The 24,421-nt window shown below is 61.0% G+C and carries 25 protein-coding genes; 14 read left to right on the forward strand and 11 right to left on the reverse strand.

Annotation, left to right across the window (positions count from 1 at the left end; genetic code table 11):
- The 7 genes from P8L30_15115 to P8L30_15145 form a co-directional block, all read left to right on the forward strand.
- The coding region (locus tag P8L30_15115; protein MDG2241534.1) for a cbb3-type cytochrome c oxidase subunit I at positions 1–1,177 on the forward strand (1,177 nt) is incomplete at its 5' end.
- Positions 1,177–1,746, forward strand: coding sequence for a cytochrome c oxidase subunit 3 (locus tag P8L30_15120; protein ID MDG2241535.1), 570 nt, complete (start codon positions 1,177–1,179; stop codon positions 1,744–1,746). The genes P8L30_15115 and P8L30_15120, both read left to right, overlap by 1 nt.
- Before the next feature lie 9 nt (positions 1,747–1,755).
- The gene (locus P8L30_15125; protein MDG2241536.1) at positions 1,756–2,484 is read left to right on the forward strand and encodes a c-type cytochrome; all 729 of its coding nucleotides are present in this window, start codon (positions 1,756–1,758) and stop codon (positions 2,482–2,484) included.
- Positions 2,485–2,491: 7 nt separating this feature from the next.
- Complete coding sequence (locus tag P8L30_15130) at positions 2,492–3,094, forward strand: cytochrome c oxidase subunit 3 (protein MDG2241537.1); 603 nt, start codon at positions 2,492–2,494, stop codon at positions 3,092–3,094.
- Complete coding sequence (locus tag P8L30_15135; GenBank protein MDG2241538.1) at positions 3,091–3,318, forward strand: hypothetical protein; 228 nt, start codon at positions 3,091–3,093, stop codon at positions 3,316–3,318. The genes P8L30_15130 and P8L30_15135 overlap by 4 nt, the downstream gene beginning before the upstream one ends.
- A gap of 201 nt (positions 3,319–3,519) precedes the next feature.
- Positions 3,520–4,092: a hypothetical protein gene (locus P8L30_15140; GenBank protein ID MDG2241539.1), complete on the forward strand. Its 573-nt coding sequence runs from the start codon at positions 3,520–3,522 to the stop codon at positions 4,090–4,092.
- A gap of 2 nt (positions 4,093–4,094) precedes the next feature.
- The gene (locus tag P8L30_15145) at positions 4,095–5,420 is read left to right on the forward strand and encodes a hypothetical protein (GenBank protein MDG2241540.1); all 1,326 of its coding nucleotides are present in this window, start codon (positions 4,095–4,097) and stop codon (positions 5,418–5,420) included.
- Here P8L30_15145 and P8L30_15150 read toward each other — a convergent pair.
- Both P8L30_15150 and P8L30_15155 read right to left on the reverse strand, forming a co-directional pair.
- Positions 5,417–6,070 (reverse strand): hypothetical protein, encoded by a 654-nt coding sequence (locus P8L30_15150; protein MDG2241541.1) that lies wholly within the window; start codon positions 6,068–6,070, stop codon positions 5,417–5,419. The two genes, P8L30_15145 and P8L30_15150, sit on opposite strands and share 4 nt — an antisense overlap.
- Complete coding sequence (locus P8L30_15155; protein ID MDG2241542.1) at positions 6,067–7,359, reverse strand: VWA domain-containing protein; 1,293 nt, start codon at positions 7,357–7,359, stop codon at positions 6,067–6,069. Before P8L30_15155 ends, P8L30_15150 begins: the two co-directional genes overlap by 4 nt.
- Positions 7,360–7,412: 53 nt before the next feature.
- Here P8L30_15155 and mutY point away from each other — a divergent pair, with 53 nt between their 5' ends.
- From mutY to P8L30_15170, 3 genes are read left to right on the forward strand one after another with little or no spacing between them, the layout of a single operon-like run.
- Positions 7,413–8,462 carry an A/G-specific adenine glycosylase gene (mutY, locus tag P8L30_15160; GenBank protein ID MDG2241543.1) on the forward strand — a complete coding sequence of 350 codons (1,050 nt, stop codon included), beginning with the start codon at positions 7,413–7,415 and terminating at the stop codon, positions 8,460–8,462.
- Positions 8,459–9,157 (forward strand): creatininase family protein, encoded by a 699-nt coding sequence (locus P8L30_15165; protein MDG2241544.1) that lies wholly within the window; start codon positions 8,459–8,461, stop codon positions 9,155–9,157. Before mutY ends, P8L30_15165 begins: the two co-directional genes overlap by 4 nt.
- On the forward strand, positions 9,157–9,915 hold the full coding sequence (locus tag P8L30_15170) for an SDR family NAD(P)-dependent oxidoreductase (GenBank protein MDG2241545.1): 759 nt from the start codon (positions 9,157–9,159) through the stop codon (positions 9,913–9,915). Before P8L30_15165 ends, P8L30_15170 begins: the two co-directional genes overlap by 1 nt.
- Positions 9,916–9,934: 19 nt before the next feature.
- On the opposite strand, the gene P8L30_15175 is transcribed toward P8L30_15170, so the two are convergent.
- Positions 9,935–10,402 carry an Lrp/AsnC family transcriptional regulator gene (locus tag P8L30_15175; protein ID MDG2241546.1) on the reverse strand — a complete coding sequence of 156 codons (468 nt, stop codon included), beginning with the start codon at positions 10,400–10,402 and terminating at the stop codon, positions 9,935–9,937.
- A gap of 154 nt (positions 10,403–10,556) precedes the next feature.
- Between P8L30_15175 and P8L30_15180 the strand changes: the two genes are divergently transcribed.
- Positions 10,557–11,861: an aminotransferase class I/II-fold pyridoxal phosphate-dependent enzyme gene (locus P8L30_15180; GenBank protein MDG2241547.1), complete on the forward strand. Its 1,305-nt coding sequence runs from the start codon at positions 10,557–10,559 to the stop codon at positions 11,859–11,861.
- On the opposite strand, the gene P8L30_15185 is transcribed toward P8L30_15180, so the two are convergent.
- Together P8L30_15185 and P8L30_15190 are read right to left on the reverse strand one after the other, a co-directional pair.
- Positions 11,858–12,421 (reverse strand): hypothetical protein, encoded by a 564-nt coding sequence (locus P8L30_15185; GenBank protein MDG2241548.1) that lies wholly within the window; start codon positions 12,419–12,421, stop codon positions 11,858–11,860. The genes P8L30_15180 and P8L30_15185 overlap by 4 nt on opposite strands.
- A gap of 2 nt (positions 12,422–12,423) precedes the next feature.
- A complete protein-coding gene (locus tag P8L30_15190; protein MDG2241549.1) occupies positions 12,424–13,890 on the reverse strand; it encodes a hypothetical protein in 1,467 nt (488 codons plus the stop codon).
- Between the two features lie 47 nt (positions 13,891–13,937).
- Here P8L30_15190 and P8L30_15195 point away from each other — a divergent pair, with 47 nt between their 5' ends.
- Both P8L30_15195 and P8L30_15200 read left to right on the forward strand, forming a co-directional pair.
- A complete protein-coding gene (locus P8L30_15195; GenBank protein MDG2241550.1) occupies positions 13,938–14,066 on the forward strand; it encodes a hypothetical protein in 129 nt (42 codons plus the stop codon).
- 99 nt (positions 14,067–14,165) lie between these two features.
- Positions 14,166–15,851 (forward strand): electron-transfer flavoprotein:ubiquinone oxidoreductase, encoded by a 1,686-nt coding sequence (locus P8L30_15200; protein ID MDG2241551.1) that lies wholly within the window; start codon positions 14,166–14,168, stop codon positions 15,849–15,851.
- Between the two features lie 6 nt (positions 15,852–15,857).
- Here the strand turns inward: P8L30_15200 and P8L30_15205 are convergent, their stop codons facing one another.
- Positions 15,858–16,649: a peptidase E gene (locus P8L30_15205; GenBank protein ID MDG2241552.1), complete on the reverse strand. Its 792-nt coding sequence runs from the start codon at positions 16,647–16,649 to the stop codon at positions 15,858–15,860.
- Between the two features lie 110 nt (positions 16,650–16,759).
- Between P8L30_15205 and P8L30_15210 the strand changes: the two genes are divergently transcribed.
- Positions 16,760–17,773 (forward strand): 2-dehydropantoate 2-reductase, encoded by a 1,014-nt coding sequence (locus P8L30_15210; protein ID MDG2241553.1) that lies wholly within the window; start codon positions 16,760–16,762, stop codon positions 17,771–17,773.
- A 23-nt stretch (positions 17,774–17,796) separates the two neighbouring features.
- Here P8L30_15210 and P8L30_15215 read toward each other — a convergent pair whose 3' ends face one another.
- The 5 genes from P8L30_15215 to P8L30_15235 form a co-directional block, all read right to left on the reverse strand.
- Entirely contained in the window at positions 17,797–20,187 is a 2,391-nt protein-coding gene (locus tag P8L30_15215; GenBank protein MDG2241554.1) for a serine hydrolase, read from the reverse strand.
- A gap of 40 nt (positions 20,188–20,227) precedes the next feature.
- Positions 20,228–20,704, reverse strand: coding sequence for a hypothetical protein (locus P8L30_15220; GenBank protein MDG2241555.1), 477 nt, complete (start codon positions 20,702–20,704; stop codon positions 20,228–20,230).
- A 40-nt stretch (positions 20,705–20,744) separates the two neighbouring features.
- On the reverse strand, positions 20,745–21,284 hold the full coding sequence (locus P8L30_15225; protein ID MDG2241556.1) for a hypothetical protein: 540 nt from the start codon (positions 21,282–21,284) through the stop codon (positions 20,745–20,747).
- Positions 21,285–21,394: 110 nt separating this feature from the next.
- Positions 21,395–23,224, reverse strand: a complete 1,830-nt coding sequence (locus tag P8L30_15230) for an amidohydrolase family protein (GenBank protein MDG2241557.1) — start codon at positions 23,222–23,224, stop codon at positions 21,395–21,397.
- Positions 23,221–24,099: a hypothetical protein gene (locus tag P8L30_15235; GenBank protein ID MDG2241558.1), complete on the reverse strand. Its 879-nt coding sequence runs from the start codon at positions 24,097–24,099 to the stop codon at positions 23,221–23,223. Before P8L30_15235 ends, P8L30_15230 begins: the two co-directional genes overlap by 4 nt.
- Between the last annotated feature and the right edge of the window lie 322 nt (positions 24,100–24,421).

Raw genomic sequence — 24,421 nt, forward strand, 5'->3', positions numbered from 1 at the left:
ACTTGAATTTGTGGCCTTCCTCTTAGGCGGAATCAACTTCATCACGACCACCATGAACAGCCGTGCGCCGGGCATGAAGTGGTATGACATTCCCATTGTGGTCTGGATGATCGTCATCGCGAGCATCCTCTTCATGCTGTCGGTGGGGCCGCTTCTTGCCGGTGCAGTGATGCTACTGTTCGACCAGACGCTGGGGACTGGGTTCTACGATCCGGCCCGGGGCGGTGACCCGATCCTCTGGCAGCATCTCTTCTGGTTCTTCGGTCACCCGGAAGTGTATGTCGTGCTCCTTCCGGCAATCGGCATCACGGTCGAGGTCATGGCGACCTTCGCCCGGAAGAAGATCTTCGGATACAAGCTGGTTCTGTACACAGCCGTCGCGACGGGTGTACTGAGCTTCTTTGTCTGGGCCCACCATCAGTTCATCGCCGGCATCGACCCGCGCATGGCGAACGTCTTCACGATCACCACGCTTCTGATTTCCGTGCCGATCGCAGAGATGCTCTTCGTGATGATCGCGACGTTGTACGGAGGTTCGATCAGGTTGACTACCCCGATGCTCTGGGCGCTCGCCTTCATGGCCGAGTTCCTCATTGGAGGCGTGACGGGAATCTTCCTCGGTGCCAGCGGCGCGGATATCTACTTCCACGACACCTATTTCGTTCTGGCGCACTTCCACTACACGTTCTTCCCGATCGCGATTATCGGATCGTTCTGCGCCTTCACGTATTGGTTCCCGAAGATGTTCGGGAAGATGATGAACGATACCCTGGGCAAGATTCACTTCTGGGGTACGGTCATTCCGTTCAACTTCATCTTCATCCCGCTTTTCGTGCTCGGGATGGGTGGCCAGCACCGTCGCATCTACAACTATCAGCACTTCCCAGAGCTCGCGTCTGCGGAGATGTACAACCTCCGTGAGATCGCGACCTACGCTCTGTTGGTCATGCTCACCTTCCAGCTGGTCTTCTTCTTCAACTGCATCAAGAGTTGGATGAACGGAAAAGCGGCGGGTAGGAACCCATGGCAGTCCAACACATTGGAGTGGACCACCGAATCGCCACCGCCGCACGGCAACTGGCCAGTCGATGAGATGCCGAATGTGTACCGGGGCCCGTACGAGTACGCGCATCCGGATCGTGAAGAGGATTACTGGCCCCAGAACGAACCATCCTGATGAAACCCATCGCAACTACCCGTAGCGCGACAGGCGTTCCGACAGGTCGTTTGGCTGTCTGGTGGCTACTCGCCTCAGAAGTCGTGATTTTTGGTGGTCTGCTCGGTGCCTATCTCATGATGAGATTAGGACATCCCGAGTGGGCAGACGCCGCGATGCACACGAACACATGGATCGGGGCTACCAACACCTTCGTGCTGCTTACGTCCAGCTTTACGGCGGTGCTTGCGCACCAAGCCGCGGAGAAAGGCGACGGTAAGAAGGCAGCTGGGCTGCTCGTCCTGACGATCGGGGGGGCGCTGACCTTCCTGGCCATCAAGTCGTTCGAGTGGTACACCGAGATCTCTCACGGCTACACGATCACGGCGAACAACTTTTGGTCGTTTTACTACACGGCTGCGGGCCTGCACGCGCTCCACGTGATCGCGGGTGCGATCATCATGGGCTTCGTGGCGTGGGATGCATTTCGTGGAAAAGAGCTGCAACGAGTCGAGTTGATCGGGATCTATTGGCACTTCGTCGATGTGGTCTGGATCTTCCTGTTCCCACTTCTCTACATCGCGAAGTAGGGGGCCGATATGTCTGAAGAAAACCAGAACCAAGGTGACGACGGCCAGCACGATGGGGGCCACCACGTCAACTACGCAAAGATCTATGTGATCTTGCTGATCCTCTTCGCGATTAGCGTCCTGGGTCCGTTCATTGGCGAGATCACGGGTATCACCCTGATCACACTCATCACGGCGTTCGGTATCGCGTTCGTGAAGGCGAATCTCGTCATCCAGAACTTCATGCATCTCCGTTGGGAGAAGAAAATCATGAAGTGGGTGCTCATGGCCTCGCTGGTGGTCATGGCGCTCTTCGTGGCCGGTGTGGCACCTGACGTGTACAACCACGAAGGGGACAACTGGGAGAATCTGGCTGCCAAAGCTGCCGTCGCGCGGGGTATTCCCGGCGGTGAACACGACGCGGAAGAAGAACATGAGGAAGAGGAGCCGGCTGCCGAGGTTGTTACCGCTGGCTTCAACGCTGCGGGCTCGTACGCGATGATCTGCGCATCCTGCCATGGTGCAACCGGTTCCGGTGACGGTGCGGCAGGTGTGCTGCTCGATCCATCGCCGGCAAACTTTACGGACCCGACTTTCTGGTCGACCCGTGATGACGCGAGCATCAAGACCGCCATTCGTGACGGTGGCGTTGCGGTGGGGGCCTCCGCGCTCATGGCGCCATGGGGCGCGCTTTATGACGACGAGCAGCTCGACGCGATGGTCGAGTATGTGAAATTGTTCAACCCCGGTGGTGAGTAGGTCCTAGATGTCCACGCAGGCAGCCACACTTCCAGTCGAGCAGCGTCCCGACCCAGTTAAGCGTCCCGAGATGATCGCGGATGGTGTATTGGGAATGCTGGTGTTCGTGTTCACAGAGATCATGCTCTTTGCGGGTATGATTTCGGCACACGCCATCGTGCGGTCCCAGACTGCCGGGCAGATGTGGCCTCCATACGGACAGCCGCGTCTTCCCGTTGAACAGACCGCCGTCAATACCGCGGCCCTTATCTTGAGCGGTGTCGTGTTGCTCCTGACGCAGTTCGCATACCGAAAGTCCTCTACGCGTGCGATGATGCCGCTCGTGATCGCGATGCTGCTCGGAGGCTTCTTCGTCTATTCGCAGGGCACGGAGTGGATTGCGTTGCTCAGTGAGGGACTGACCCTCACGTCGAGTGTGTACGGTAGTTTTTTCTATCTGATCGTGGGTGCGCATGCTCTGCATGCGGTTGCAGCGCTCCTCGGAATGGGATGGGCGACATACGAGTTAAAGGAAGGACGCCTGACGGCGGCTCAACTCGGCACTGTTGCGACCTTCTGGTACTTTGTAGTACTGGTGTGGCCGGTCCTTTACCTGAAGGTCTACCTATGAACCGTGCCTGGATCCCTGTTATCGCCCTAGTTCTGCTGGCTGTCGTTCCCGACGCAGCGGAAGCCTGCGCAGTGTGTTTCGACGCCAAGGACGAGAATCGCCAGGCCTTCCTGGCCACGACCGCGTTCATGTCCCTACTTCCGCTTAGCATGGTAGCCGGGGCCGGAATGTGGATGCGGAAGCGATCGAAAGAGATTGACCGGGAGTTGGAAGACCAGGACTAGGTCAGCTCTCTGAGCACGCCAGCAGGTTCAGGTCCCGGTCAGTACGGTCCGCAGTTCCATTCGAAGTCCGGTGATGGTGACCAGCACCCACGCCGGAAGTTCTCCGAGATCCAACGGAAGAAGGGCGCCCTCCGTGACGTCGACGCCCAGGATACAGACGTCCGTTTAAAGGCGATTCTAGCCTCCATACCCGGAGCGATCTTGGGCGGGGCGCTCGGGTACTTCTTGGCGGTCAAGTTCGGCTTCGGTCTATGGATCGTCCCAGTCTGCATCGTGGTGTTTGGGCTGACGATGACGCTCTCCACCCTGACCATCGTGTATCGGGCCGCCAAAGCCGGTCAGGTGATCTATGCGCCCTCCGGGAACTCCACGCCGAGAAAGAAGGAGTACTCCTACGCGGAGTCCCTCGGCATGCGTGGGGAGTATGAAGACGCGGTGTCGGCTTATGAGTTGATCATCCTGGAAGAGGATGCGTTGGATCCGACACCGTACCTTCGGATCGCTCGTATCTATCGTGACAAATTGGAGCGTTTTGAGGATTCAGCTCGCTGGTTCAATCGAGCGCTCCGTGAGTCGACGATGCGCGTGGGTCTTACCATGCTCACGCGGAAGGAGCTCGTCGAACTCTACCGCACGAAACTGAACCTTCCGCAAAGGGCCGCGCCCATGCTTGCTCGTATCGCTGAAGAAGCAGCGGGTACGCCGGAGGGAGAATGGGCGTCGGGAGAACTCGCCTTCGTTAAGGAGCAAATGCGCGCGGAGGAAGCCTCCTGAACATGACGGAGCAAAAGGACCCGATGAGCGCGGGCTTCTTTGCCAAATTCTACGCGCCTCTCATCGCGACCAGCTTTCTGCTGACCGCGACGAACCCATTGGTGGCGGCCGCCTTGGCGCGCACCTCGGACCCTGCGGCTTCTCTGGCAGGCTACGGCGTGGCGTTTGCCCTAATAGGAGTGTTGTACGCACCGCTGCTGGTTGTCCAGCAAGTCACGGCCGCGCGGCTCCTCGAAGGAGGGGATATTCGGCCGGTGAAACGCTTCGCCTACGGGATGGGCGTCATCATGTCCGGTGTGGCCGCGGCGGTGGCCTTCACGCCTCTTGGGGAGCTGATCCTAGAGGGTGTCGTCGGCGTCCGAGATGGGATTCTAGACGAAGCGATCTCGGCTATGACCGTGTTGTGGCCGGTCCCTTTCCTGACCGGGGTTCGAGCGTTGCATCAGGGGCGCCTCGTCGCTGGACATCGAACCCACCCCATCGCGACAGCGACCGGTGTTCGGACTGCGGTCCTGGCCGTTGTCGCGTTCGCTCTGACTACGACCCAGGCAGGTGCGTGGCTGGGTGGTTTAGCCTTTACCGCTGGAATCGTGTTCGAAGCGGGGATCGTCGCGTTCGCTCATGCCCCGCTTCCTGAGGTTCCAGAGAAGACAGCCACAGAGTCGAAGGGAGAAGATCGACTATTGTCGTTCTCCACGCCGCTCATGCTGAACGTGATGTTGTGGTGGAGCACACCGTTGATCATCACCTCGTTTCTCGCGCGCACGCCTGAGCCCGACTGCTCGATTGCGGCGTTCACGGTAGTCGAGGCGGTGGCGTGGTTCCTGACCGCTCCGGTAGGTCAGCTCCAACACGCTTCACTAGCATTGGTGGATTGTCAGGCCGCTCATAACAAGGTCCGGAGATATGCAGCGGGGCTGGCCGTGGGGGTGACGGTCCTACTCGTGGTCCTCTCCGTTCCGGCGATCCGTGAGTGGATCTTATGGACGGGCTTTCGGTTGGATCCGTCTCTACTGGAGCCAGCAGGCCTCGCGTTCCCTGTGGTGGCGCTCTACCCGGTCTTGTACGGGCACCGCCAGTATCATCAAGGACTGTTCGTACGTGCCGGCTGCACGGGGCTGGTTGGTCGGGGTGCCGTGCTTCGGGTCGTCGTGGTACTCGCAGCTGGCGCGATTCTGCTCGGCCCTATGGGGCCGAACGGTGCACGTATGGGCGTCACGATCGCGGTCGTTGGACTCTTGGCGGAAGTCGTCTTCTTGGATCTGATGAGTAGGCGGCGCGCACTGCCTCTACTCGAGAAGATCCGGCTGGGAGCCGCGGCCGACTAGTTGCCGGTCACGCTCCAGCCGGTGATTCGGATGTCGAGCCGGTGATTCGCTCGTAGCCCCGCGATCCCGTGCGGCCGAGCCTCGGACACGATCATCGAATGCGCCAACTGGCTATTGATGATGAAGTTGATCTGCCCGTCGGCGGCCTCGATGGTCATCGTGTTCTCGGGCTCGTCGCCCTCTGCCAAGACCTGCATGACCCCGTCGTGCGGTGTCCAGTCCACGATGGTCTCGGTGATTTCTCCGACCCTGCGCTTTATGAGGTAGTCACCGGTGGGGCGCACGAGAAAGTACGTGTATTCCAACTCGGGTCCGTCGAGCTCACGCCCGCCTACGAAGACGCCGTAGGCTTCACGGTACCCGAGGGGCGCCCCGTATTGAGTGAACGTTGCATCGATTCGGAAGTTGCCGCTGTTCACTGAATCGGCGGTGTGATATGCGATGCCCGCGGGTCCCGTCAGGATCCGAACGGCGTCATCCTCCTCCGTGACCTGAAAGTCGCCGAGGTCACTGCGCTGGCTATCGAGTCGGAACTGGTAGGCGGTTTCGTCCACGACCGTTTCGGCATCGGCTGCCTCCACATCGCCTTCACCACATGCCGCGATGACGAGGGCGAGCACGCATGTGCTCCACGTGATCGGACGCCTCACGACATCCTCCGGCGCTTGTTCTTCATGAAGTCCATCATGATGTGCTGACCTAGTGTCATGGTGTTGGTGAAATACGCCTTCCCGCGAGCGATTTCCGAGACCTTCTGTACGAACTCCACCAAATAGGGGTCACTTGCCAGCATGAAAGTGTTGATCAGGATGCCGGATTTCCGGCACGCTGCCACTTCCTGAAACGTCTGTGCCAGGATGTTGGGGTCCAGGCCACCCGAGTTGGTGTAGACCCGCCCGTCCGGGAGCGTCATGGCGCTCGGCTTCCCGTCTGTGATCATGATGATCTGTTTCATGTCCTTCTTTTGTGAGCCCAAGATCCGCCGCGCGATCTTGAGTCCTTCCGCAGTGTTCGTGTGGAACGGGCCAACCTGAGCCGTCCCGAGTTGAGACAGCGGAATCTCCTGTGCCGTGTCCCCGAAAGTGACCACTCGGAGCGAATCGCCCGGGAATTGGGTTCGGATCATATGTGACATCGCGAGGGCCACGCGCTTGGCGGGCGCGAACCGGTCTTCACCGTACAGCACCATGGAGTGGGAGATGTCGAGCATCAGCACCGTGGCGCACGAGGACCTGTACTCGGCCTGGTGCACCATCAAGTCACCGTAGTTGAGGTTCAACGGGACGTTCAGTCCTTCCCGCTCAATGGCGTTCTTGAGGGTCGCGGGAATGTCGAGGTTCATTGAGTCCCCGAACTCGTAGGGCTTCGAAGCGGCCTCTGCCTCGATACCTGTCGAGAGGTGTGGCGTGTCGTGGGATCCGGCGCTCGCCTTTCCGATGGCTGAGAGTAGGCTTTTGAGAGCTCGATATCCCAGGAAGTCCATTCCTTTCCCGGTCAGGTTGAATTGCACCTGTTGGGCGGCCTGTTTGGCCTCGTCGATGTTGCCCTGCCCGGTGACGTCGTAGGTCGAGCCGGGGATCTGGGGACTCCCGGTTTCCAAATTGATGTACCCCTCTTCGACCATCCTCTGCACCAGGTCGTCCAGGAGTTCAGCGACCTGCTTCTGGATCGCCTCGTCGCCTTGGCCCTCACCGCGTAGCTCGTCGATCATCTCGGGCGTGAGCTGTCCGCCCTCTACGAGGGCTTTGAGGAGCGCGTTCTTGAGCGCATCTGTCGAACTCTTGTCCTCGTCGCCCGACCAGCCCCAATAGGGGTGATAGTTTGGGCCGCCCGCGAATCCCCCGTCCATCAAGAAGTCGGACAGGTTTTCGAGCAGCGACTCGATGTTCAAGGCATCGAGCCATTTGCCCTTGTATTTGGAATAGGTCGTGAAGCGCATGATTGCTGGTTTGCGAGTGGCCTCCACACTACGCCCGGCCGTAGCTTCTCGCCATGAAATTAGAAGCCTGCTCGGCGCTGCTCGCTCACTATGATCGGGTTCAGCGTGATCTCCCATGGAGGGGGGAGACCGATCCTTACCGAATCCTCGTCTCGGAGGTCATGCTCCAGCAAACGCGGGTCGACACGGTGCTTAGATACTACGACCCGTGGCTCCGGCGGTTCCCGGATGTTGAGACGTTGGCCGTTGCCGATACAGACGAGGTCCTGAAGGAATGGGAAGGTCTCGGGTATTATCGCCGGGCCCGCAACCTACACGCGGCAGCGCAGGTGGTCCGCGCCCGAGGTGGCGAGTTTCCGCGCTCGTACGGTGCGTTGTTGAGGCTTCCCGGGGTCGGGGAGTACACCGCCGGGGCTGTTGCGAGTATAGCGTTTCAGGAACCCGTCCCGGCTGTAGATGGGAATGTTCGGCGTGTGTTGGCTCGATGGTACGACGAGGAACTGCCGACGGCAGCCTGGCTTCGGGAGAAAGCGACCGCCCTCGTGCATGTAGAGCGTCCCGGCGATTGGAATCAGTCACTCATGGAACTTGGGGCGACGATTTGTACGCCACGAGCACCGAAGTGTGCGGAGTGCCCAATGGCGAAATGGTGCGCGGCCAATACCGCTGGGACCCAAGCATTCCGTCCTGCTCCGGCCCGAAAGGCTCGGGCGAAACCGGCGTCCTTCTTGCTCGCCGTCCTGGAGGCGGATGGTGCCGTGCTACTGACACAAAGGCCGGATGAGGGCCTGTTGGCGGGCATGTGGGCGTTCCCTGAACGGTTACTTGTGGACGCACCGGAAGACCTCGGGGACCTCGACGCACTAACCGCCGAGGTGGCTGCAACGCTCGGTGCTGAACCGGTTGGGCCCGGTCGTGGCCTACAGACTGTTGGGCACCGTTTCTCACATATTCACGCTAGGTATAAACCCTGGGTTGTTTCGGTGCGAGCGCCCGTTCTACGGGACGGATATTCGTGGGTACGGCCGGGTCAGATTGATGGCCTCGCGGTCCCCGTCGCGCAGCGGAAGGTGCTTAGGCAACTGGAGATGGAGCTGGCATGAAGATCGCCGACATGACTTGGATGCAGGTCGAAAAGTACCTCGAGTCGGATGACCGCTGCGTACTGCCCCTTGGTAGTGTCGAACAGCACGCGTATCTGAGTCTTGCTGTGGACGCGATTCTTTCTGAGACCGTCGCAGTCGACGCGGCCGAACCCACGGGCGTGCCGGTATTTCCGGCTGTGGCCTACGGGCTGACGCCGTATTTCATGGGGTATCCCGGCACGGTCACTCTGACCCCGGATACGTATGGGCGCGTGCTTCGAGAGATTCTGAATAGTCTGGAGCATCACGGCTTTCGCCGAATCGTTGTAGTGAATGGCCATGGCGGAAACCGGGACGGCAGACCCGCGGTGGACGAATGGGCTGGGGAACGTCCCCACGTGTCGCTGCGTTGGCACGACTGGTGGGCCGCGGCAGACACGATGGCTTCCGTGCGTGCCATCGACTCTGAGGCGTCGCATGCGTCCTGGATGGAGGGCTTCGCGTGGACGCAGGTTGAGGGGGTTGAACCACCTACCGGACACAAGGCGGCCGTCGACCTGTCCGACCGTGAGGGCCTCTCGGCTTCACAGCTCCGTGAACGGCTCGGTGATGGTTCGTTCGGCGGCTACTACACGAGGCCGGAGGAGGACCTTCAGCGCGTCTGGTCCGTTGCGGTAGCCGAAACTCGACAAGTGATTGAGGGGAACTGGTAATGGAGATCGGATTCGCTGGGCAGACAGTTCTTGTTACAGGTGCCGCGCATGGCTTCGGTCGCGCGATTGCTGGGGCCTTTGGGTCACGCGGCGCCACGGTCTTCGTGTGTGACCTAGAGGCCGACGGACTGACGCAGACCGTCAATCTGGTGGGGGACAACTGCCACGGTGCTGTGGTCGATGTCAGCGACCGGAAGGCGGTTGGGGAGTGGGTCGGTGCCGCGGCGAGCATGACCGGGCGTATCGACGTGCTGGTGAATAATGCCGGGGGCGTGCTCGGGCAGGTCGGTCAGCCGCTGGAGCAGGTCACTACCGAGGAATGGCAGGCGATTCTGGCGGTCAATCAAACCGCTTCGTTTTGGACGTCACAGGCGGTCGCGCCACACATGAAGGAAGCCGGTCGCGGACGCATCGTGAACATTTCCAGCGGTGCAGGCCTGGGGGTGAGTAAGACAGGCATCCAGGCCTATGCGTCTGCCAAGGCCGGACAGATTGGATTGACCCGGCAGCTCGCGCACGAACTCGGGCCGTGGGGCATCACCGTGAACAATATTGCGCCCGGCTTCGTTCGGTCGAATCCGACCACGGAGCGTCAGTGGGACTCGTACGGTCAGGCCGGCCAGGAAGATCTCATTTCAGAGGTCGCCTTGAGGCGTTTGGGCACGCCGGCGGATATTGCCCACTCGGTGCTGTTCCTGTCGTCCGAGTACGCCAGCTGGATCACTGGTGCGGTGCTACAGGTGGACGGCGGGAAGTGATACTTCCCGCGGGGCCGCGCTAGGCCTCTTCGGAGAGGTCAGGCCAGACCGCCTTCTTTGTCGCACGAAAGAGTAGGGATGTCTCGACGCGCGCGACCTCAGGGAGGCTGGTGATTGCATCCAGCGTGAAGTCTCTCAGATGGTCCATGTCCTGTGCCACTGCGTGTGCGAGGTAGTCGTTCCTTCCAGTCAGGTGGTAGAGCGCCACTACCTGGGGCAACCGAATGGCGGTCTCTTCAAAGTGCGCGACGGCTGCGCGTGTATGCCGCTTCAGCTGCACGGAGACGAACGCCTGTACACCGATCCCAAAGGCTGCTGGGTCGACCGCGGCATGTGCCCCCATCAGAATTCCGCGGTCGGACAGCCTGCGCACTCTCTCGAGGCAAGCGGATTGTGAGAGCCCGACGGCTCCGGCCAATTCTTTGTTGCTGGTCCGCGCATCTTCGGCGAGGAGGGTCAGAATGTGTCTGTCGATTCGGTCTGCCATGGAGACTGAGCCTTGTGGCCGAATAAAATGCGGACAAATACCTATCTCTAAACATAATGCACATAATTACTCCACGATAACGGAATCATATGCCATCGTCCTGGTCTTTCGATCGGGCGCTACGGATGGCATTGGCTGACATTGGAGGGTTGATATGAGGCTCGAGACTCGCGCGGTGAGAGCCGCGCGCGGCCAGGTTGTAACGGAGTCGCCGTTTGAGAAGGGTCAGCCGCATGTGCCTCTCATCGACCTTTCAACGACGTACACTTTCGAGAGGTCGTCGGCAGTTGCCGAATCAATGGACGCGCTGATCGAAGGGGCGGGTGAAGCACCCAACCCGGTTTACGCGCGTTTGCGGAACCCGACCGTTGCCGGCTTCGAGAACGCCCTCGCGGATCTAGAGAGCGCAGAAGCTGCGGTGGCCTTCGCGAGTGGCATGGCCGCGATCACGGCGATGGTGCTGGCGGCCGGTTCTGAAGCCGCTCCCGACGGGTGGGCGAGAGGTAGGCACATCGTGGCGATCCGGCCCATCTACGGCGGCACGGATCATCTTCTCGCTACCGGAATACTTGGTACCGAGGTGACGTGGGCAGAGCCGGACGAGGTCGCCGAATCACTGCGGGAGGACACGTGCCTCGTCCTCCTTGAGACGCCGGCTAACCCGACGCTAGCCATGGTAGACATCGCAGGCGTCGTGTCCCAGGTGCGAGCGACAGAGAAACGTTTCGGATATCGGATCGCGGTGGCGGTGGACAACACTTTTGCCACCCCGATCCTTCAGCGCCCGCTGGAACTCGGTGCAGATCTGGTCGTGCACAGCGCCACAAAATTCCTTGGCGGTCATGGGGACGTGATGGGTGGTGTGGTAGCGAGTTCGGAAGATTGGGCGAAGCCGCTTCGGCAGACCCGCATGATCACGGGCGGCGTACTGCATCCGTTGGCAGGATATCTCCTCCACCGGGGGCTTCAGACTCTCCCGGTCCGCGTCGCTGCACAGCAGACGTCCGCCGGCATCATCGCTGCGAGACTGGCTGGGCACCCGGAAGTTACCGAGGTCCATTACCCGGGTTTGAACGGTGACCGATCTGAGGAGCGACTTCTCCGGACACAACAAAAAGGCTCAGGCTCGTTGCTCGCGTTCCGCGTTCGTGGAGGTCGAGAGGCGTCCGAGAGGGTGATGGAGTCCCTCGACTTGATCTCCCGCGCAGTGTCGCTGGGGTCTGTTGATACCCTCATCCAAGCACCGGCAGCGCTCACGCATCGGGTGGTTGACCCTGAGAGCCGCGAGGCAGCCGGGGTGCCGGAGGATCTACTGAGACTGTCTGTAGGCCTCGAAGCTGTGGACGACCTCTGGTTCGACCTGCATCAGGCACTCGAACAGGTGCGCCGTGAAAGGCCGCACTGGGAGTCGTCCATGCCACAGTCCGAATCGGGGATTTCCGAGGGAGTGGGCGCCTAGTCTAGAGCGGTTGCCCGCTGAACGTCTACGATCCAAGCAGGCGTGTCGTCGAGGTACATCTTCAAGGCCGGGATTCGGACCTTGTAGAAGCGTGCGTTCAGACCTTGGAAGATCAGGGTCCCAATGATTACGGCGACGTAAACCAACTGTGTGAGCTCCTGAACTAGCTGGCCGGTATCCGAGCCGAGTAGGTCTGTGAGCTCCGCCATCTGGGGGTCGGGCCTGGCGGTCACGCTGTAGATGCTCCAAAGGCAGTAGCCGACGATCAGCACCAAGAAGCCGATCTGATTCCGCCACAGGAGTTCGAGTCCCTCGACGTCGAGTGCCCGTACAGCGGTGCGTCCCTTGAACTCGTTCCGAGCGACCACAGCGAGTCCGACGCCTATGATCAGGCTCGTGAGGCTGAAGAGCCCAAACAGCAAAGAGACACCGGCGAATAAGCCGATCGACCATCCGTTGAATGCGGCGACCTTCGCGGCCTTCATCACATGTTTGATCTGTTCACCGGCCTCCTGAAGCGCCTTCTGTTCTTCAGGCCCAATCGGATTGTGGTCGACCATCGCTACAGGTCCAAGCCGCCCATCGGATCGAACCCCTGATAGCCCGGCCCTGGCTCGGGCGAGCGGTGTGGAGCCCGAACGTATCCACCGCTGTTGCGGCTGATCCGTCGTTGGGCGACGAGTGCCTCTAGCACGAGTTCACACGCGGCGGCTCGTACTCCGTCACTCACAGCTGTCGGGGCGAGCCCGACGTTTTCGATCATCTGCAGAAGCCCTGGGACGGTTTCGAACCCTTTGACACACGCGGAGCCCGACGAGTCCTCTCCGATCTGCAATGCGCCACCGGTCTCGAAGTATTCGACGATGTCGTCTACGTCGGCGCCACCCGCGCGTACATCGAACGTGTGTGAGGACGCCTGTTGAATGAGCTCTCGGGCGATCTTGTCCGCGCCGTGGAGCTCGCCCTCGTACTCGAGCTCCAACTTCCCTGTGATGGCCGGCAGTGCAGCATAAAGGTCGGACACGCGCGGGACGGCCACGTCTTCACCATGGCGCAGCGCCCGCCGCTCCGCATTCGAAACGATGGTCTCCATCACAGTGATGGGCAGGCGCTGACTCACTCCGCTTCGGTGATCGATGCGTTTGTCGTCGCGCGCCAGGAAGGCGACCCGTTCGACCGTCTCTTCGAGGAAGTCCGGGATCTCGACACAGGAGTCGGCGCGAGCCAACCATGCTTCCTGCCGCGTGATGGCGATGCCCGTCTCGAGTTCCTGCGGATAGTGCGTGCGCACCTCGGCGCCGATCCGGTCCTTCAGCGGTGTGATGATCTTTCCGCGGGCCGTGTAATCCTCCGGATTGGCGGTGAAGACCATCATGACATCGAGCGCCAGACGGACGGGGTACCCCTTCACCTGCACGTCCCCCTCCTGGAGGATGTTGAAGAGGCCGACCTGGATCTTGCCCGCGAGGTCCGGAAGTTCGTTGATGGCGAAGACACCACGGTTGGCGCGAGGCAGGAGCCCGTAGTGGATCGTCATCTCGTCGCCCAGAATATGTCCGCCGCGAGCCGCCTTAATGGGATCCACGTCGCCGATCATGTCGGCAATGGTCACGTCCGGAGTGGCGAGTTTCTCCACGTATCGGTTGTCGCGTCCTACCCACTCGATGGGCGTCCGGTCCCCATGTTCTTCAATGAGTAGGCGTCCATACTTCGAGATAGGCGCGAGCGGATCATCGTTCACCTCGCTGCCTTCGAGGATTGGCACTTCCTCGTCTAGGAGCGTGACGAGCTGACGCAGAATCCGACTCTTCGCTTGGCCTCGCAGACCGAGGAGGATGAAGTCGTGTCGCGCGAGTACTGCGTTCACGATCTGAGGGACGACGGAGTCTGTGTATCCCTGAATTCCAGGGAAGAGTTCTTCGCCGGAGCGCAGCTTCCGGACCAGGTTCGACCGCATTTCGTCCTTGGTCGTCCGGGTCTGGTAGTTCTGCGCCTTGAGTTCACCGAGCGTCGTAGCCCGATCGCTCATGGAATGCTCCTGGTCTGTTCGGAGGGTCAAGCGAACACCAACGGTAGATGTATCCCCGCTTCTTGGCGACAGGTCCGTCAGGCCCTCTCCTATACGGTGTGCTCACCGACCTCCGTCTTCGCGAGAGTTCCGGGCATCAGGCGCTGGACCAGGCGGGTCAGGCCATGGCGGGCTGATCCGCCTTTTTGTTGAGCTGCATTTGTTGCCTTCACGGTGGCACGGGCATTTGCGATCTTCCGGTGCTAGCCAGGTATCCTGCTTTCACGGAGCACAGCATGTCCGAGGGCACCAGCGTCCTCCGCACGACCGTCCGTCCTGCCAACCATCAGCCGCCGCTTCCGCGGGATCGTTTCATTGTCGAGGAGCAGCCAGACGAAGAAGCTGTCCCAATGGACGTGGTATTCGTGGGCGGCGGACCGGCGGGTCTTGCCGGCGCCATCGAGCTGACTCGGCTCGTCCAGAAGGACAACGAGGACGGCGGCAGCCTCGGAGAGATCGAGATCGGCGTGCTCGAGAAGGCGGGCACTCTGGGAGAGCACAACCTCTCAGGTGCCGTGGTCAACCCGAGTGCCTTCAAGGAGCTCTTCCCAGAGCTCTCCATGGAGGACTTCCCGCTCCGGAGGCCGGTCACCAAGGAGTCGGTTTACGTGATGACCGAGTCCAAGGCATTCAGGATCCCGACGCCTCCGACCATGAAGAATCACGGCAACTACATCGCTTCGATCAGCGAGATCGTGCGCTGGATGGGTGAGAAGGCCGAGGGATTGGGCATCAACGTCTTCCCGGGCTTCCCGGTGGACTCGCTGCTCGTGGAAGGTGACAAGGTCATCGGTGTGCGGACCACCCCAGCCGGACTCGATCGAAATGGCGAGCCGTCGGGGGCGGACGCGATGCCGGCCATGGATCTGACAGCTCAGGTCACTGTCCTGGCTGAAGGCACACGTGGTCCGCTCTCACAGGCCTGGCTCGATTGGCAGGGGGTGACATCGGAAAATCCCCAGATCTTCGCGCTTGGTGTGAAGGAGGTATGGGAGGTCAAGAAACCCCTCGACCGGATCATACACACCATGGCGTGGCCGCTCCCGAGCGATGCGTTCGGTGGGTCGTTCATGTATCCGCTCTCGGACACCGAGATCGCAGTGGGACTCGTGGTTGGCTTGGACTACCGCGATGGAAGGTTCGATGTCCACAACGAACTCCAACGCATGAAACTCCATCCGCTCTTCCGTCAGTATCTCGAAGGCGGAGAGATGGTGGAGTGGGGCGCGAAGACTATCCCAGAGGGCGGTTACTACTCTGTCCCGAAGCGACGACATGGCGACGGTGTCATTCTCGTCGGAGATGCCGCGGGCTACGTGGAGGTCTCCTCGCTGAAGGGCATCCACTACGCGATGCACTCGGGAATCATGGCCGCACGGCAGATTTTCGTGGCGCTAAAGAAGGGTGACACGTCCGAGGCGGCGCTGGCCGGATACACCACTGCCGTCGATCAGAGTGTGATCATGAAGGACCTGAAAGAGCGCCGGAACATGCGCCTCGCCTTCAAGGGCGGCTTCTTGTCGGGTGGTGTGAAGGCGACGCTCATGTCGCTGACCAAAGGGGCGCTTCCCGGTGGCAAGATCTCGATCGAAGAGGATGCTGCTGACACCAAGCGACTCGGAGCTGCTGCCGACAAGGTGGTCCCGGACGGGAAGTTGACTTTTTCGAAGGTCGATGCCGTCTACAAGTCCGGGAATCAGACCCGGGACGATATTCCGTCGCATCTTCTCGTAGGGGAGGATGTCGATGCGGAGACTGCGGAGATGCTCGAGCATCTCTGTCCGGCTGGCGTCTATGAGCGGGATGGCGACAAACTCGTCGTGAATGCGCCGAACTGCGTCGACTGCAAGGCGACCGACGTCCTCGGGCCGCGTTGGACACCTAGGGAGGGTGGAAGTGGGCCGGGCTATCGGAAGATGTAGGGCGATCTAGCCGATCATCTCTCCGGGCAATTCGGTTTCGACGATCTGCCCGTCCTGCATCTCCACATAGAAGCTCCTCGCTTCCTCGCGCGTCTTCACGACGCGGCGGACTTCGTTGTCCACGAAGAAGATCCCGGCGTCGTTGTCGCACGCGTAGCCAGGCATGAGTTCACCAGATTGAATCAATCGATGGTACGTTGGGCGCCGCACGGCTTCAGAGTCATAGTGCGGGGAGTGGCTACCCTTCAGGAATCCAAGACACTTGATCTTGGAGACCGCAATGGGGCGAGAGTCGGTCGTGCCCTCTTCGAACCAGCACAACGAGCCGGCGCTGGCACCGCCAAGAACGATCCCGCGATCCCAGGCTTCGCGGAGCAGTTCGTCGATGCCTTGGGCACGCCAAACCGCCTGCTGATTGAGGGTGTTGCCGCCTGAGACCACGATTCCGTCTGCCGAGAGGATCACGTCCTCCCAGCTCCGGTCCATGCTGTAGCTACTGATGTACATGGACTGGGCTGACGGCTCGACGTCCAGTGGCGCACAGTTTTCGTACCATCGGATCACACTGGAGTCACGGTTCGATGACGCCGTGGGCAAGTAGAGGAGCTTGGGGCGTTCCTTTCCGGTTAGCTCGGCTAGGTACCCGATGAACTTGGTCCCGAAGCCGCCCCCAGCGATCAGGATCCTTCGCGTGGCGACTTGGTCCGCGGAGAGCCCTTCTGCGGATGCAGGAAGGCCTGTAAGACCGAGACCTGCTCCTGCGGCGGCGGATGACACCAGGAAGTCCTTTCTGTTCATAGCGCTTGGCTCTCGTGCGGCAGCGTGGGTGGGGTATCGGATACTCTGTCAGGTCGAGCGGGGTGGCAAGCGGGGGTGTCGACCCTGTCATGCCCGGTTCATCTTCTGGCATGAATCTCGATCCAATCATCGTTTGGGGAGCCGGAGCCATGGGCGGCTCCATTGGCGCTTGGCTCATTCGTGCCGGACACGATGTTGTCTTGGTCGACACCGATGCGGCTCACGCCGCAGCGATCCGCGAGAACGGCTTGAGGATCACGGGTCCGGTCGACGAGTTCACGGTTGAGGCCTACTGCACGGACCCGCTCCGCTTGGACCCCGGGTTCAAGACAGTCCTACTCTGTGTAAAGGCGCACCATACGTCCGTTGCGCTCAATGTGATTGGGCAATTGCTCCATGAGGACGGCTTCGTCGTCTCAGTTCAGAATGGTCTCAACGAGCGAGGGATCGCGGGTGCCGTCGGACCGGAGCGGACCGTTGGGTGTTTCGTGAACTTCGGTGCCGACGTTCTCGAGCCAGGCGTGATCATGCGGGGAAACCGTGGCGCGGTGGTCGTCGGCGAGTTGGACGGAGTCCGCACGGATCGAATCTCCGCAGTGCACGCGCTCTTTCAGGACTTCGATCCGGATGCGGTGCTCACGGAGAACATCTGGGGCTATCTGTGGGGCAAACTGGCGTACGGCTCCATGCTCTTTGCCACCGCCTTGGCGGATGCTTCAATCGCAGACGTCTTGGAGTCGGCTGCGCACCGGCCAGGGATCATCGGGTTGGCGAGGGAAGCGATGGCTGTCGCGGCTGCGCGTGGCGTGAAGCCTGAACCCTTCGACGGTTTTGATCCCGGCGCTTTTGGACCCGAGGCGAGTGAGGCGGACGCTGATGCCAGCTTGGACCGGCTGGTCTCGTTCAACCGTGGGTCAGCGAAGAGTCACAGCGGCGTGTGGCGCGACTTGGCTGTCCGGAAACGAAAGACCGAAGTCGACGCGCAAATCGCGCCGATTGCGGAACTAGGCGCAGAGCTGTGTGTGGACACGCCGCTGACGCGGCGACTCGTGGAACTCATCCACGACGTGGAAGAGGGTCGTCGCAGTCAGAGCTGGGAGACCCTGGGTGCGCTGGCTGGGTAGGGGAGCGCCCACCCTCGCCGTTGCTAACGTGCCAAGGCGTCGAACGTAGCGTTCTGAATCCGATACTCACGCCACGTGTTGTGGTCGAAGTGCCACCACTCAGCCTCGTATACCGTGAATCCCTCCGCCTCCATCACACGCCGTAACAATTCACGCTGCCAGCGCTGCTGACTGTTCCCTCCCGGATAGTCAGGGAAGGACCTGGGCGAGAATTCGTCGTACGTGCCTACCATGTCGACCGGCTCACCGGTCCGCAGGTCGTAGAGGTTGAGGTCGATGGCGGAGCCCCGGTTGTGGCGGGACCCGTTGGCCGGGTTGGCCACGAAGATCTTCTCGGACTCTGGTGTCGCATCCCAGAACATCTTGGTCACGTACCACGGGCGGTATCCGTCGTGGAGAAGGAGGCCGTATCCGTATTCCGCGAGTGCTCGGTGAGCGCGGGCGACAGCCTCAGCGGCTGGTCTCTGGAGAAACAAGCGCTCTTCATCGTAGAAGACAGACGACATGAAGTTGTTCGTAGACGCATAACGCATGTCGAGAAGGACGCCCGGTTCGATCGTGCGAACCTCGACTAAGTCGGAGTCGCGGAAGATGCCGGATTCGTCTGGCGGTGAGGCTGCGAGCGCTTCAGTGCGTAGGTCCGTGACCGGCCGCACCGGGTCGATGCGGAACGTTCCCCCTGCTTCCGTACCGACTTCCCGCCTCTCGAATACAACAGAGGCTGCCTCGACCGAAGAAGCCCGCCCGCGGGCGCTTCGGGTGAAGACGAGCTGCTCCCCGTGGTACAAACCCCAGTCCGGGAACGCGTATACGTCCTGGGAGATCTCTGAGAGCGGATAGAGGAAGAACCACTCGATGAGTGCGTAGAGGCGTCCTTCGCGCTCCAAGACGTAGAGCACGTTGTGATCCCATCCGTATTCCCCAATGAGGCCGTTCCAATGGGCAGGCGGTACCGCCGGCATGCCACTGACGGGCTGTCGCTCGAGTGTGGCTGTCGTTGCTCCGAGCCGAAGGAGGTCATTACCGTCCGGCAGCAGGCGCATCCCGTAAGAAACGCGGTCGTCCACAACCAGGGTGTCGCCGCGCGCACGCGTCTCCATGATCGCTCCGCCACGTGCGGGCGTGACGAACAGTCGGCCATTTCTTTCGTCGAGCTCGAGAGCGGCATCCCCTTCTCCATAGACGCCTTCAAGTTGGAGCGCGAGATCCGGGTCCACCGAGTCCGTTCCCTGAAGGGGCCCCTCGGGGACCGGCTCACCGCGACTGGCGGCGAGCATGAGTGCGAGAGCCGCGTCTGCGATTCTGCCGGTGACCGTATTGGTCCCGTCGACCGCGGACACGACTGCCACCCCTAATCCGGCTTCCGGAAGGAAACCGAGTTGCGTCGAGAAGCCATAGATCGCTCCACCGTGGCCGAGCCATCGCTCACCGTCCCGCTCATCGACAGCGAATCCGAATCCATACCCGGACGTGGCGCCTGGCTCTGCGAATTGGGGCACCCACATCGCCTCGAGCGTCTCTGTGTCGAGCACGCGGTCCAGTTCACCGAGCCCGCCTCGGAAGACCGCCGACATGAAACGCGACAGATCCAACACCGTCGAGTACATGCTTCCGGCAGGAGCCATGCCCAGCTCGAAAGTGGGCGCGGCGAACAGATCACGATCAAAGCCCCACATGTAAGCGTCGGCGAGGTCGTCGACGATATCCGGATCCGGCGTAAACGCACTCGTCTTCATGCCGAGTGGGTCTAGAACGGACCGTTTCACATAGTCGGCGAAGGGTTCGCCTTGAGTCTTCTCCAGTGTGTACCCGACTACCGCGATTCCAGCATTCGAATACTTGTTCCGTGCCGTAGGTTCGTAGATCTGAGGCGTCCCAGCCATGCTGAGGACGGTCGTTTCCAGATCTGTGCCGGTATCGTCGAAGTAGTGGCCTGCGGGAGGCTCTCGGATGATCCCCGCCCGGTGTGACATGAGTTGCCGGAGTGTGATGGGGGTGTCCGTGTTGTTCGTTGGGGTGAACTCGGGCACGTACTCGTGGATTGGCGCATCGATGTCGATGTCGCCTCGCTCGACGAGCTGCATGATCGCGATGTCCGTGAACATCTTCGATACCGATCCCACTCGATACACGGTCTCGGCGGTGGCTGGGACACCTTCAGACTGCTCGCCGAAGCCCGCTGCCCACACGATGTCGTTTCCGTCTACTAGAGCGATCGAGAGGGCGCGCAGCCCTTTCTGGTCCCGCTCACGCTCGATCATGTCTTCGAGCGCTGACGCGATCGCTTCGTATTCGGGTCGTGCCTCCACTTCGGTGATCGGGATGTTCCGGACGTCCGCGCAGGCAGCCAGAAGGAACACTGTGCCCATGGTGCTGAGGACAGCGGAGATTCGTGAAAGAGTTGAGGTCGGCACTAGGTGCCTCCGTCGAGGCTGAGTGAGCAGTCCGCCCACTCTAAGTCGAGCTGGATTGCCTCGACAGTTCTTCCATCAGTTGTCGAACCGCTCGACGGTTCTTGAGTCGGTAGAAATTCACATGCGGCGCGTCAGCAATTCGTCGCAGCACCTTGGGCCTGGAGCGCCATCTGTACGAGATGATCCACCAAAGGAATTGCCAGCCGGGAAGCTGCTCGGCGCAGCCTTCAGGGAAGTCGGGCTGTGTCTGGTCCCAGAAAAGAACGGCTCGTTTGAAGACTCCCCACAGGCAGAGCCAGGTCGGAAAAGCGAGCACGACGACGACTTGGGCTCGAAGGAGTCGATGATGCAGCGTGCGGCTGTAGTTGCCGTCCATCACCCCATCGAATTCGGTGTCCGGCGTCTCGATCCAAGCAGGATTCCAAAAGTGCTCGTCCAGAATGGACGAGGGGGAGGAGGGGGTCGGCCATCTCCCTCGCGAGCGTGCGCTTACCGGCCCGCTGCACCCGGCGATCATCCATCGCTGTGCGGCGCAAAGGTCGGGCTTGGAGGTCTACTCAGCGCCCGGGGTCATCGATCTCGATGATTTGGCCACCGGGCAGCTCGATACGGGAGCCGAGTTGGAGCAGGAGCAGGGCAGTGTCCGTGTAGTCCGCGGCTCTAATGATCCGGTCACCTTCCATCTCAATGACGGTCACACCGTTGAGAACGATCTCTCGGCCTGTCCCCTCCGGAATGTGGTCGTCGAGTGGGCGGTTCTGGACGGCCGAGAAGACCCATTCCCCCACGGCTCCCGTCAGGGTCAAATGGATCCGTCCCATGTTCATGTAGACGTCATCGCCCCAGGTGTGCGTGCTCATGACGTATGCGACGATCTCTTGAATGCCCTGGTGACTCTGCTGGTTCGCGAAGTCGTCATAGGTGGCTTCGGGCCAGAAGATATTGAGCACCGTTGCTGTGTCGGCGTTCGCGATCGCTTGGGCGAGAAGCTGGATCGTCAATTCGCCTTGCGTGGGGCCAGCGGTTTGTTCGCCAGCGCCCGAGCATGCGGTGGAGCCGGCCAGTACGAGCAGCCCCCATAAACGCCTCATCGTCATGTCGATACTCGCACGAGATCTCCCGGCCGTTCCAAACGAACTCAGTTCGGCGAATCTAACCTTGAACGAAGTAGCCGGACCCTGACTTCGTACTGCGAGCGTGGGGCGGCCTAAGCCCCGGGCTCGTAGTTCGCGAAGTGCATGTGCACGATCCGATACCCTTCCGGCGTCGGTATCAACACGATCGTCATCGGTCCTCGTCCGGCATCTTCGGGGGCCTCGCGGTTTCCGAAGTACCACACACCCCCGACAACCGCGGTCGCGCCCAGGTCTTTCATTACGGGCCTTTCCACCCACAACTCGGCCGATGGTTCGGTGCCTCCTGGAACGAATCCGAATCCGCGGTGGTGTTCGATGACGGCGTCAAAGCCCTCGATCACTCCCTCGAACTCGGACGAGAAGTACGTGAGTCGGTCGTCTTGGACGAAGAGATCATCGACCCAGTCGAGGTTGTAACTTTGCCACATCGAGACCCACGACTGGAGCATTGCGGCTGGGGTCGACGTGTCCATTTCGGAGCCACTCGAGGACTCCGCAGCAGTTACTTGAGCAGGCACGAAGTCAGTACGGGTGAAGCGTGCCGCGTTTTTCCATACCTCCCGCACCGTGCGGAGGTTGCTGATGTCTTCGATTGGGTCGGCATCGAGTAGGACGAAGTTCACGTCCTTACCCGGCTCGAGCGTCCCAATTGCCTCGTCGACACCCAGGGCCCGGGCTGCCGTTGCGGTCGCCGCGGTGAGGGCTTCGAGAGCGGTGAAGCCCGCGTGAGCAACGAGTTCTTCCAGCTCCTTGTGGAGCGCTGGGAAAGGGTCGTTGGCAGGAGTGGAAAAATCTGTGCCCGCGACTATATCCACACCCATGGCGTGGGCGCCTCGGACGAGGTCTCGCGCGAAGTCTACGTCGCATTGGGGCGGCGCGGGATTCCGGCTGCCCCGGCTTTCGCGCAGCAACATGCGCTCATCGAATTCGGTGTACAGCGCGAGCGTGGCATCGAGGATGGTGCCCCGCTGTTTCATCTCTTCGAACAACTCGGTGAAGACATTCGCCTCTGCCGAGAGCCTGTCGAAATCCGGCCGCTGATTGTGATGGTATTCACTGGGTGTCTCAGCCATGCCTTCCCAGGCCAGCCGACACACGTGCGACACCACGTCGACACCTGAACGGACCACATCGATCGGGCGTGTCGGGAAGACCATGGTGTGCGCCCAAACCCTCATTCCCTGTCGATGGGCCTCGTAGGTGATCCGGTTCACCTCCTCAGGCTCGAGATTAGCGTAGATCTTGATGCCCTGAGCGTACGTGCCTTTTGCTGCCGCGACCGTCTCCACGATGTCTGTGTCCGGCGTGACCGCCTGCATCCAAGGGACCTTTCCGGCTACCTCCCCGGCAGCTGAAGCCTGGGGTCGCGGGTCATCGAAGAACGAGGGCCCAGCCATGAGCGCAGAGTAGTAGATGTCTGGGGACTGGATCTCCCCCAGGCGGGCATCCCTCGCGAGCGAAGCCAGGGCACGTCCATCACCTGCCATATCCCGGACAGCGGTTACCCCGGAGTAGAGTAGACGCCGAAGCTCAGCTTCAGCATTCTCGCGGTTCGGGGCGGTCGCCAGATGAATGTGTGCGTCGATCAACCCCGGCACGACAAAGCCGCCACCAAGATCGACCGAGATCACGTTCGGATCGTTGGCCCACTGCGCCTGAAGCTCGTGGTGCGTTCCGACCTCCATAATGGTGTGCCCTCGAATGGAGAGCGCCGCGTCCTTTACAGGTTGCCCGCCCAGGCCGTCGATCAGCGTAAATCCGTGCAAGATTTCGAGCGGCGCGCCGTCAGATTGCTCTTCCTGCGAAGATGCAGGACTGGTCAGTGCCATCATGACCACGAGTGCGATAGCTGCACGAAAGAGACCCGATGCGGCTAGACGAAGGACCTGCGCCGTCCTCATGATCCGATGTCGTCTTCGGCCTGGCTCTCACCGTCCATATCCATTCCGATCCCGGTTGGGGTGATGACCAGGGTTGGCATGATCGTCCGCACGGATTGTCTCGCTAGGTCACCGAGTGCGTCGTCGGTGGACGCGTGATCTCGAAGCTTCTCCAAGGTCTTGATGGTGGGGAAGACCATGGGAAGCGTTCCTTCGTTGTTCCTGAGGAGCGCCGCCTGGGGCGTGATCCACACCGCGTCCGTCATCTCTCTCGGGTCCACGATCGGGAGCGCGCCCTCGCGTACCTTAGCCGCGAAAAAGCGAGTGTCGTACCGTCGTGGCTCTGGCTTCGGCGTGATCCAGTGGGCTAGATACTCGATGGCTTCTCCATCGATGCGGCAGCCCATGCGGTCCAGCGTGTCGGCGAATGAGATACGATCTTCCATCAAGTCATCGCGAAGGGCGTTGACGCTCTCGTCTTCTGCTGCGGTGGCGGGTTCGCCTCCTTCCGTGTCGTGTGCGACCAGGATGCCCGTTTCCTCAAAGGCCTCGCGCAATGCGGCGAGGTAGTACGCGATCGCGGGTGGCGTCACGTCGTTCAGGTCGAGGCGGTCGGCCGCGCGTGCTTGAGTGAGCCCGTCGATCCGCTGCAGCATTTCATCGGTCCCGTCTGATCCATCCACGCGGCCACCCGGGAACACATATGCTCCCGGCACGAAGCCGGCGCTTCTGCTCCGCTTCATCAGGAGGATCTCCATGCCGTGGTCGCCGTCGCGCATGAGTACGATCGTCGCAGCAGGGCGAGGGGCGACCGGCTCGAACGGCGGGTTCTCGAGGCTCTCTGCGAACTTTTCAGGGAGTCGGTCGAACGGGATGACGGAGTCGGGATCGATCATTGAGAGGTGTCGCCTTCGGAGTCTGTATTAGCCGGATGCGCAGGCCGCGATCGCAGCCCTTAAGAGAACGCGTTTTCTAACCAGCGGCGATGCTTTTGAGCGTCAGCTCCCAGGATATGAGCGTTCTAGAGCCAATCCAGGTTCTTCACGCGCGCCATTGCAGTCGACTCTCCCTCGAAAGCCCGAGTCGACCGGGAGCATTTAGGCGGCGGCTATCGCATATGTAAAGGCGACTCCCATGGCGTCGGGGAATTGGACCGTACGTCTTCCAACGTCAACACGCGATCTGTCTCCCAGGGGTGTGGTGTCTCGTTCTCCGGAG

The organism is Longimicrobiales bacterium (assembly GCA_029245345.1).
GTDB lineage: Bacteria > Gemmatimonadota > Gemmatimonadetes > Longimicrobiales > Gaopeijiaceae > CALFPJ01.

What these genes read in the sequence shown, in the direction of transcription:
- P8L30_15135 (MDG2241538.1), top strand. Translation starts at nt 3,091, where the DNA reads ATGAACCGTGCCTGGATCCCTGTTATCGCCCTAGTTCTGCTGGCTGTC.
- P8L30_15235 (MDG2241558.1), bottom strand. Translation starts at nt 24,099, where the DNA reads ATGATCGATCCCGACTCCGTCATCCCGTTCGACCGACTCCCTGAAAAG.
- P8L30_15120 (MDG2241535.1), top strand. Translation starts at nt 1,177, where the DNA reads ATGAAACCCATCGCAACTACCCGTAGCGCGACAGGCGTTCCGACAGGT.
- P8L30_15220 (MDG2241555.1), bottom strand. Translation starts at nt 20,704, where the DNA reads ATGATCGCCGGGTGCAGCGGGCCGGTAAGCGCACGCTCGCGAGGGAGA.
- P8L30_15130 (MDG2241537.1), top strand. Translation starts at nt 2,492, where the DNA reads ATGTCCACGCAGGCAGCCACACTTCCAGTCGAGCAGCGTCCCGACCCA.
- P8L30_15165 (MDG2241544.1), top strand. Translation starts at nt 8,459, where the DNA reads ATGAAGATCGCCGACATGACTTGGATGCAGGTCGAAAAGTACCTCGAG.
- P8L30_15210 (MDG2241553.1), top strand. Translation starts at nt 16,760, where the DNA reads ATGAATCTCGATCCAATCATCGTTTGGGGAGCCGGAGCCATGGGCGGC.
- P8L30_15175 (MDG2241546.1), bottom strand. Translation starts at nt 10,402, where the DNA reads ATGGCAGACCGAATCGACAGACACATTCTGACCCTCCTCGCCGAAGAT.
- P8L30_15230 (MDG2241557.1), bottom strand. Translation starts at nt 23,224, where the DNA reads ATGAGGACGGCGCAGGTCCTTCGTCTAGCCGCATCGGGTCTCTTTCGT.
- P8L30_15170 (MDG2241545.1), top strand. Translation starts at nt 9,157, where the DNA reads ATGGAGATCGGATTCGCTGGGCAGACAGTTCTTGTTACAGGTGCCGCG.
- P8L30_15200 (MDG2241551.1), top strand. Translation starts at nt 14,166, where the DNA reads ATGTCCGAGGGCACCAGCGTCCTCCGCACGACCGTCCGTCCTGCCAAC.
- P8L30_15145 (MDG2241540.1), top strand. Translation starts at nt 4,095, where the DNA reads ATGACGGAGCAAAAGGACCCGATGAGCGCGGGCTTCTTTGCCAAATTC.
- P8L30_15195 (MDG2241550.1), top strand. Translation starts at nt 13,938, where the DNA reads ATGTATCCCCGCTTCTTGGCGACAGGTCCGTCAGGCCCTCTCCTATAC.
- mutY (MDG2241543.1), top strand. Translation starts at nt 7,413, where the DNA reads ATGAAATTAGAAGCCTGCTCGGCGCTGCTCGCTCACTATGATCGGGTT.
- P8L30_15225 (MDG2241556.1), bottom strand. Translation starts at nt 21,284, where the DNA reads ATGACGATGAGGCGTTTATGGGGGCTGCTCGTACTGGCCGGCTCCACC.
- P8L30_15190 (MDG2241549.1), bottom strand. Translation starts at nt 13,890, where the DNA reads ATGAGCGATCGGGCTACGACGCTCGGTGAACTCAAGGCGCAGAACTAC.
- P8L30_15125 (MDG2241536.1), top strand. Translation starts at nt 1,756, where the DNA reads ATGTCTGAAGAAAACCAGAACCAAGGTGACGACGGCCAGCACGATGGG.
- P8L30_15185 (MDG2241548.1), bottom strand. Translation starts at nt 12,421, where the DNA reads ATGGTCGACCACAATCCGATTGGGCCTGAAGAACAGAAGGCGCTTCAG.
- P8L30_15155 (MDG2241542.1), bottom strand. Translation starts at nt 7,359, where the DNA reads ATGCGCTTCACGACCTATTCCAAATACAAGGGCAAATGGCTCGATGCC.
- P8L30_15205 (MDG2241552.1), bottom strand. Translation starts at nt 16,649, where the DNA reads ATGAACAGAAAGGACTTCCTGGTGTCATCCGCCGCCGCAGGAGCAGGT.
- P8L30_15180 (MDG2241547.1), top strand. Translation starts at nt 10,557, where the DNA reads ATGAGGCTCGAGACTCGCGCGGTGAGAGCCGCGCGCGGCCAGGTTGTA.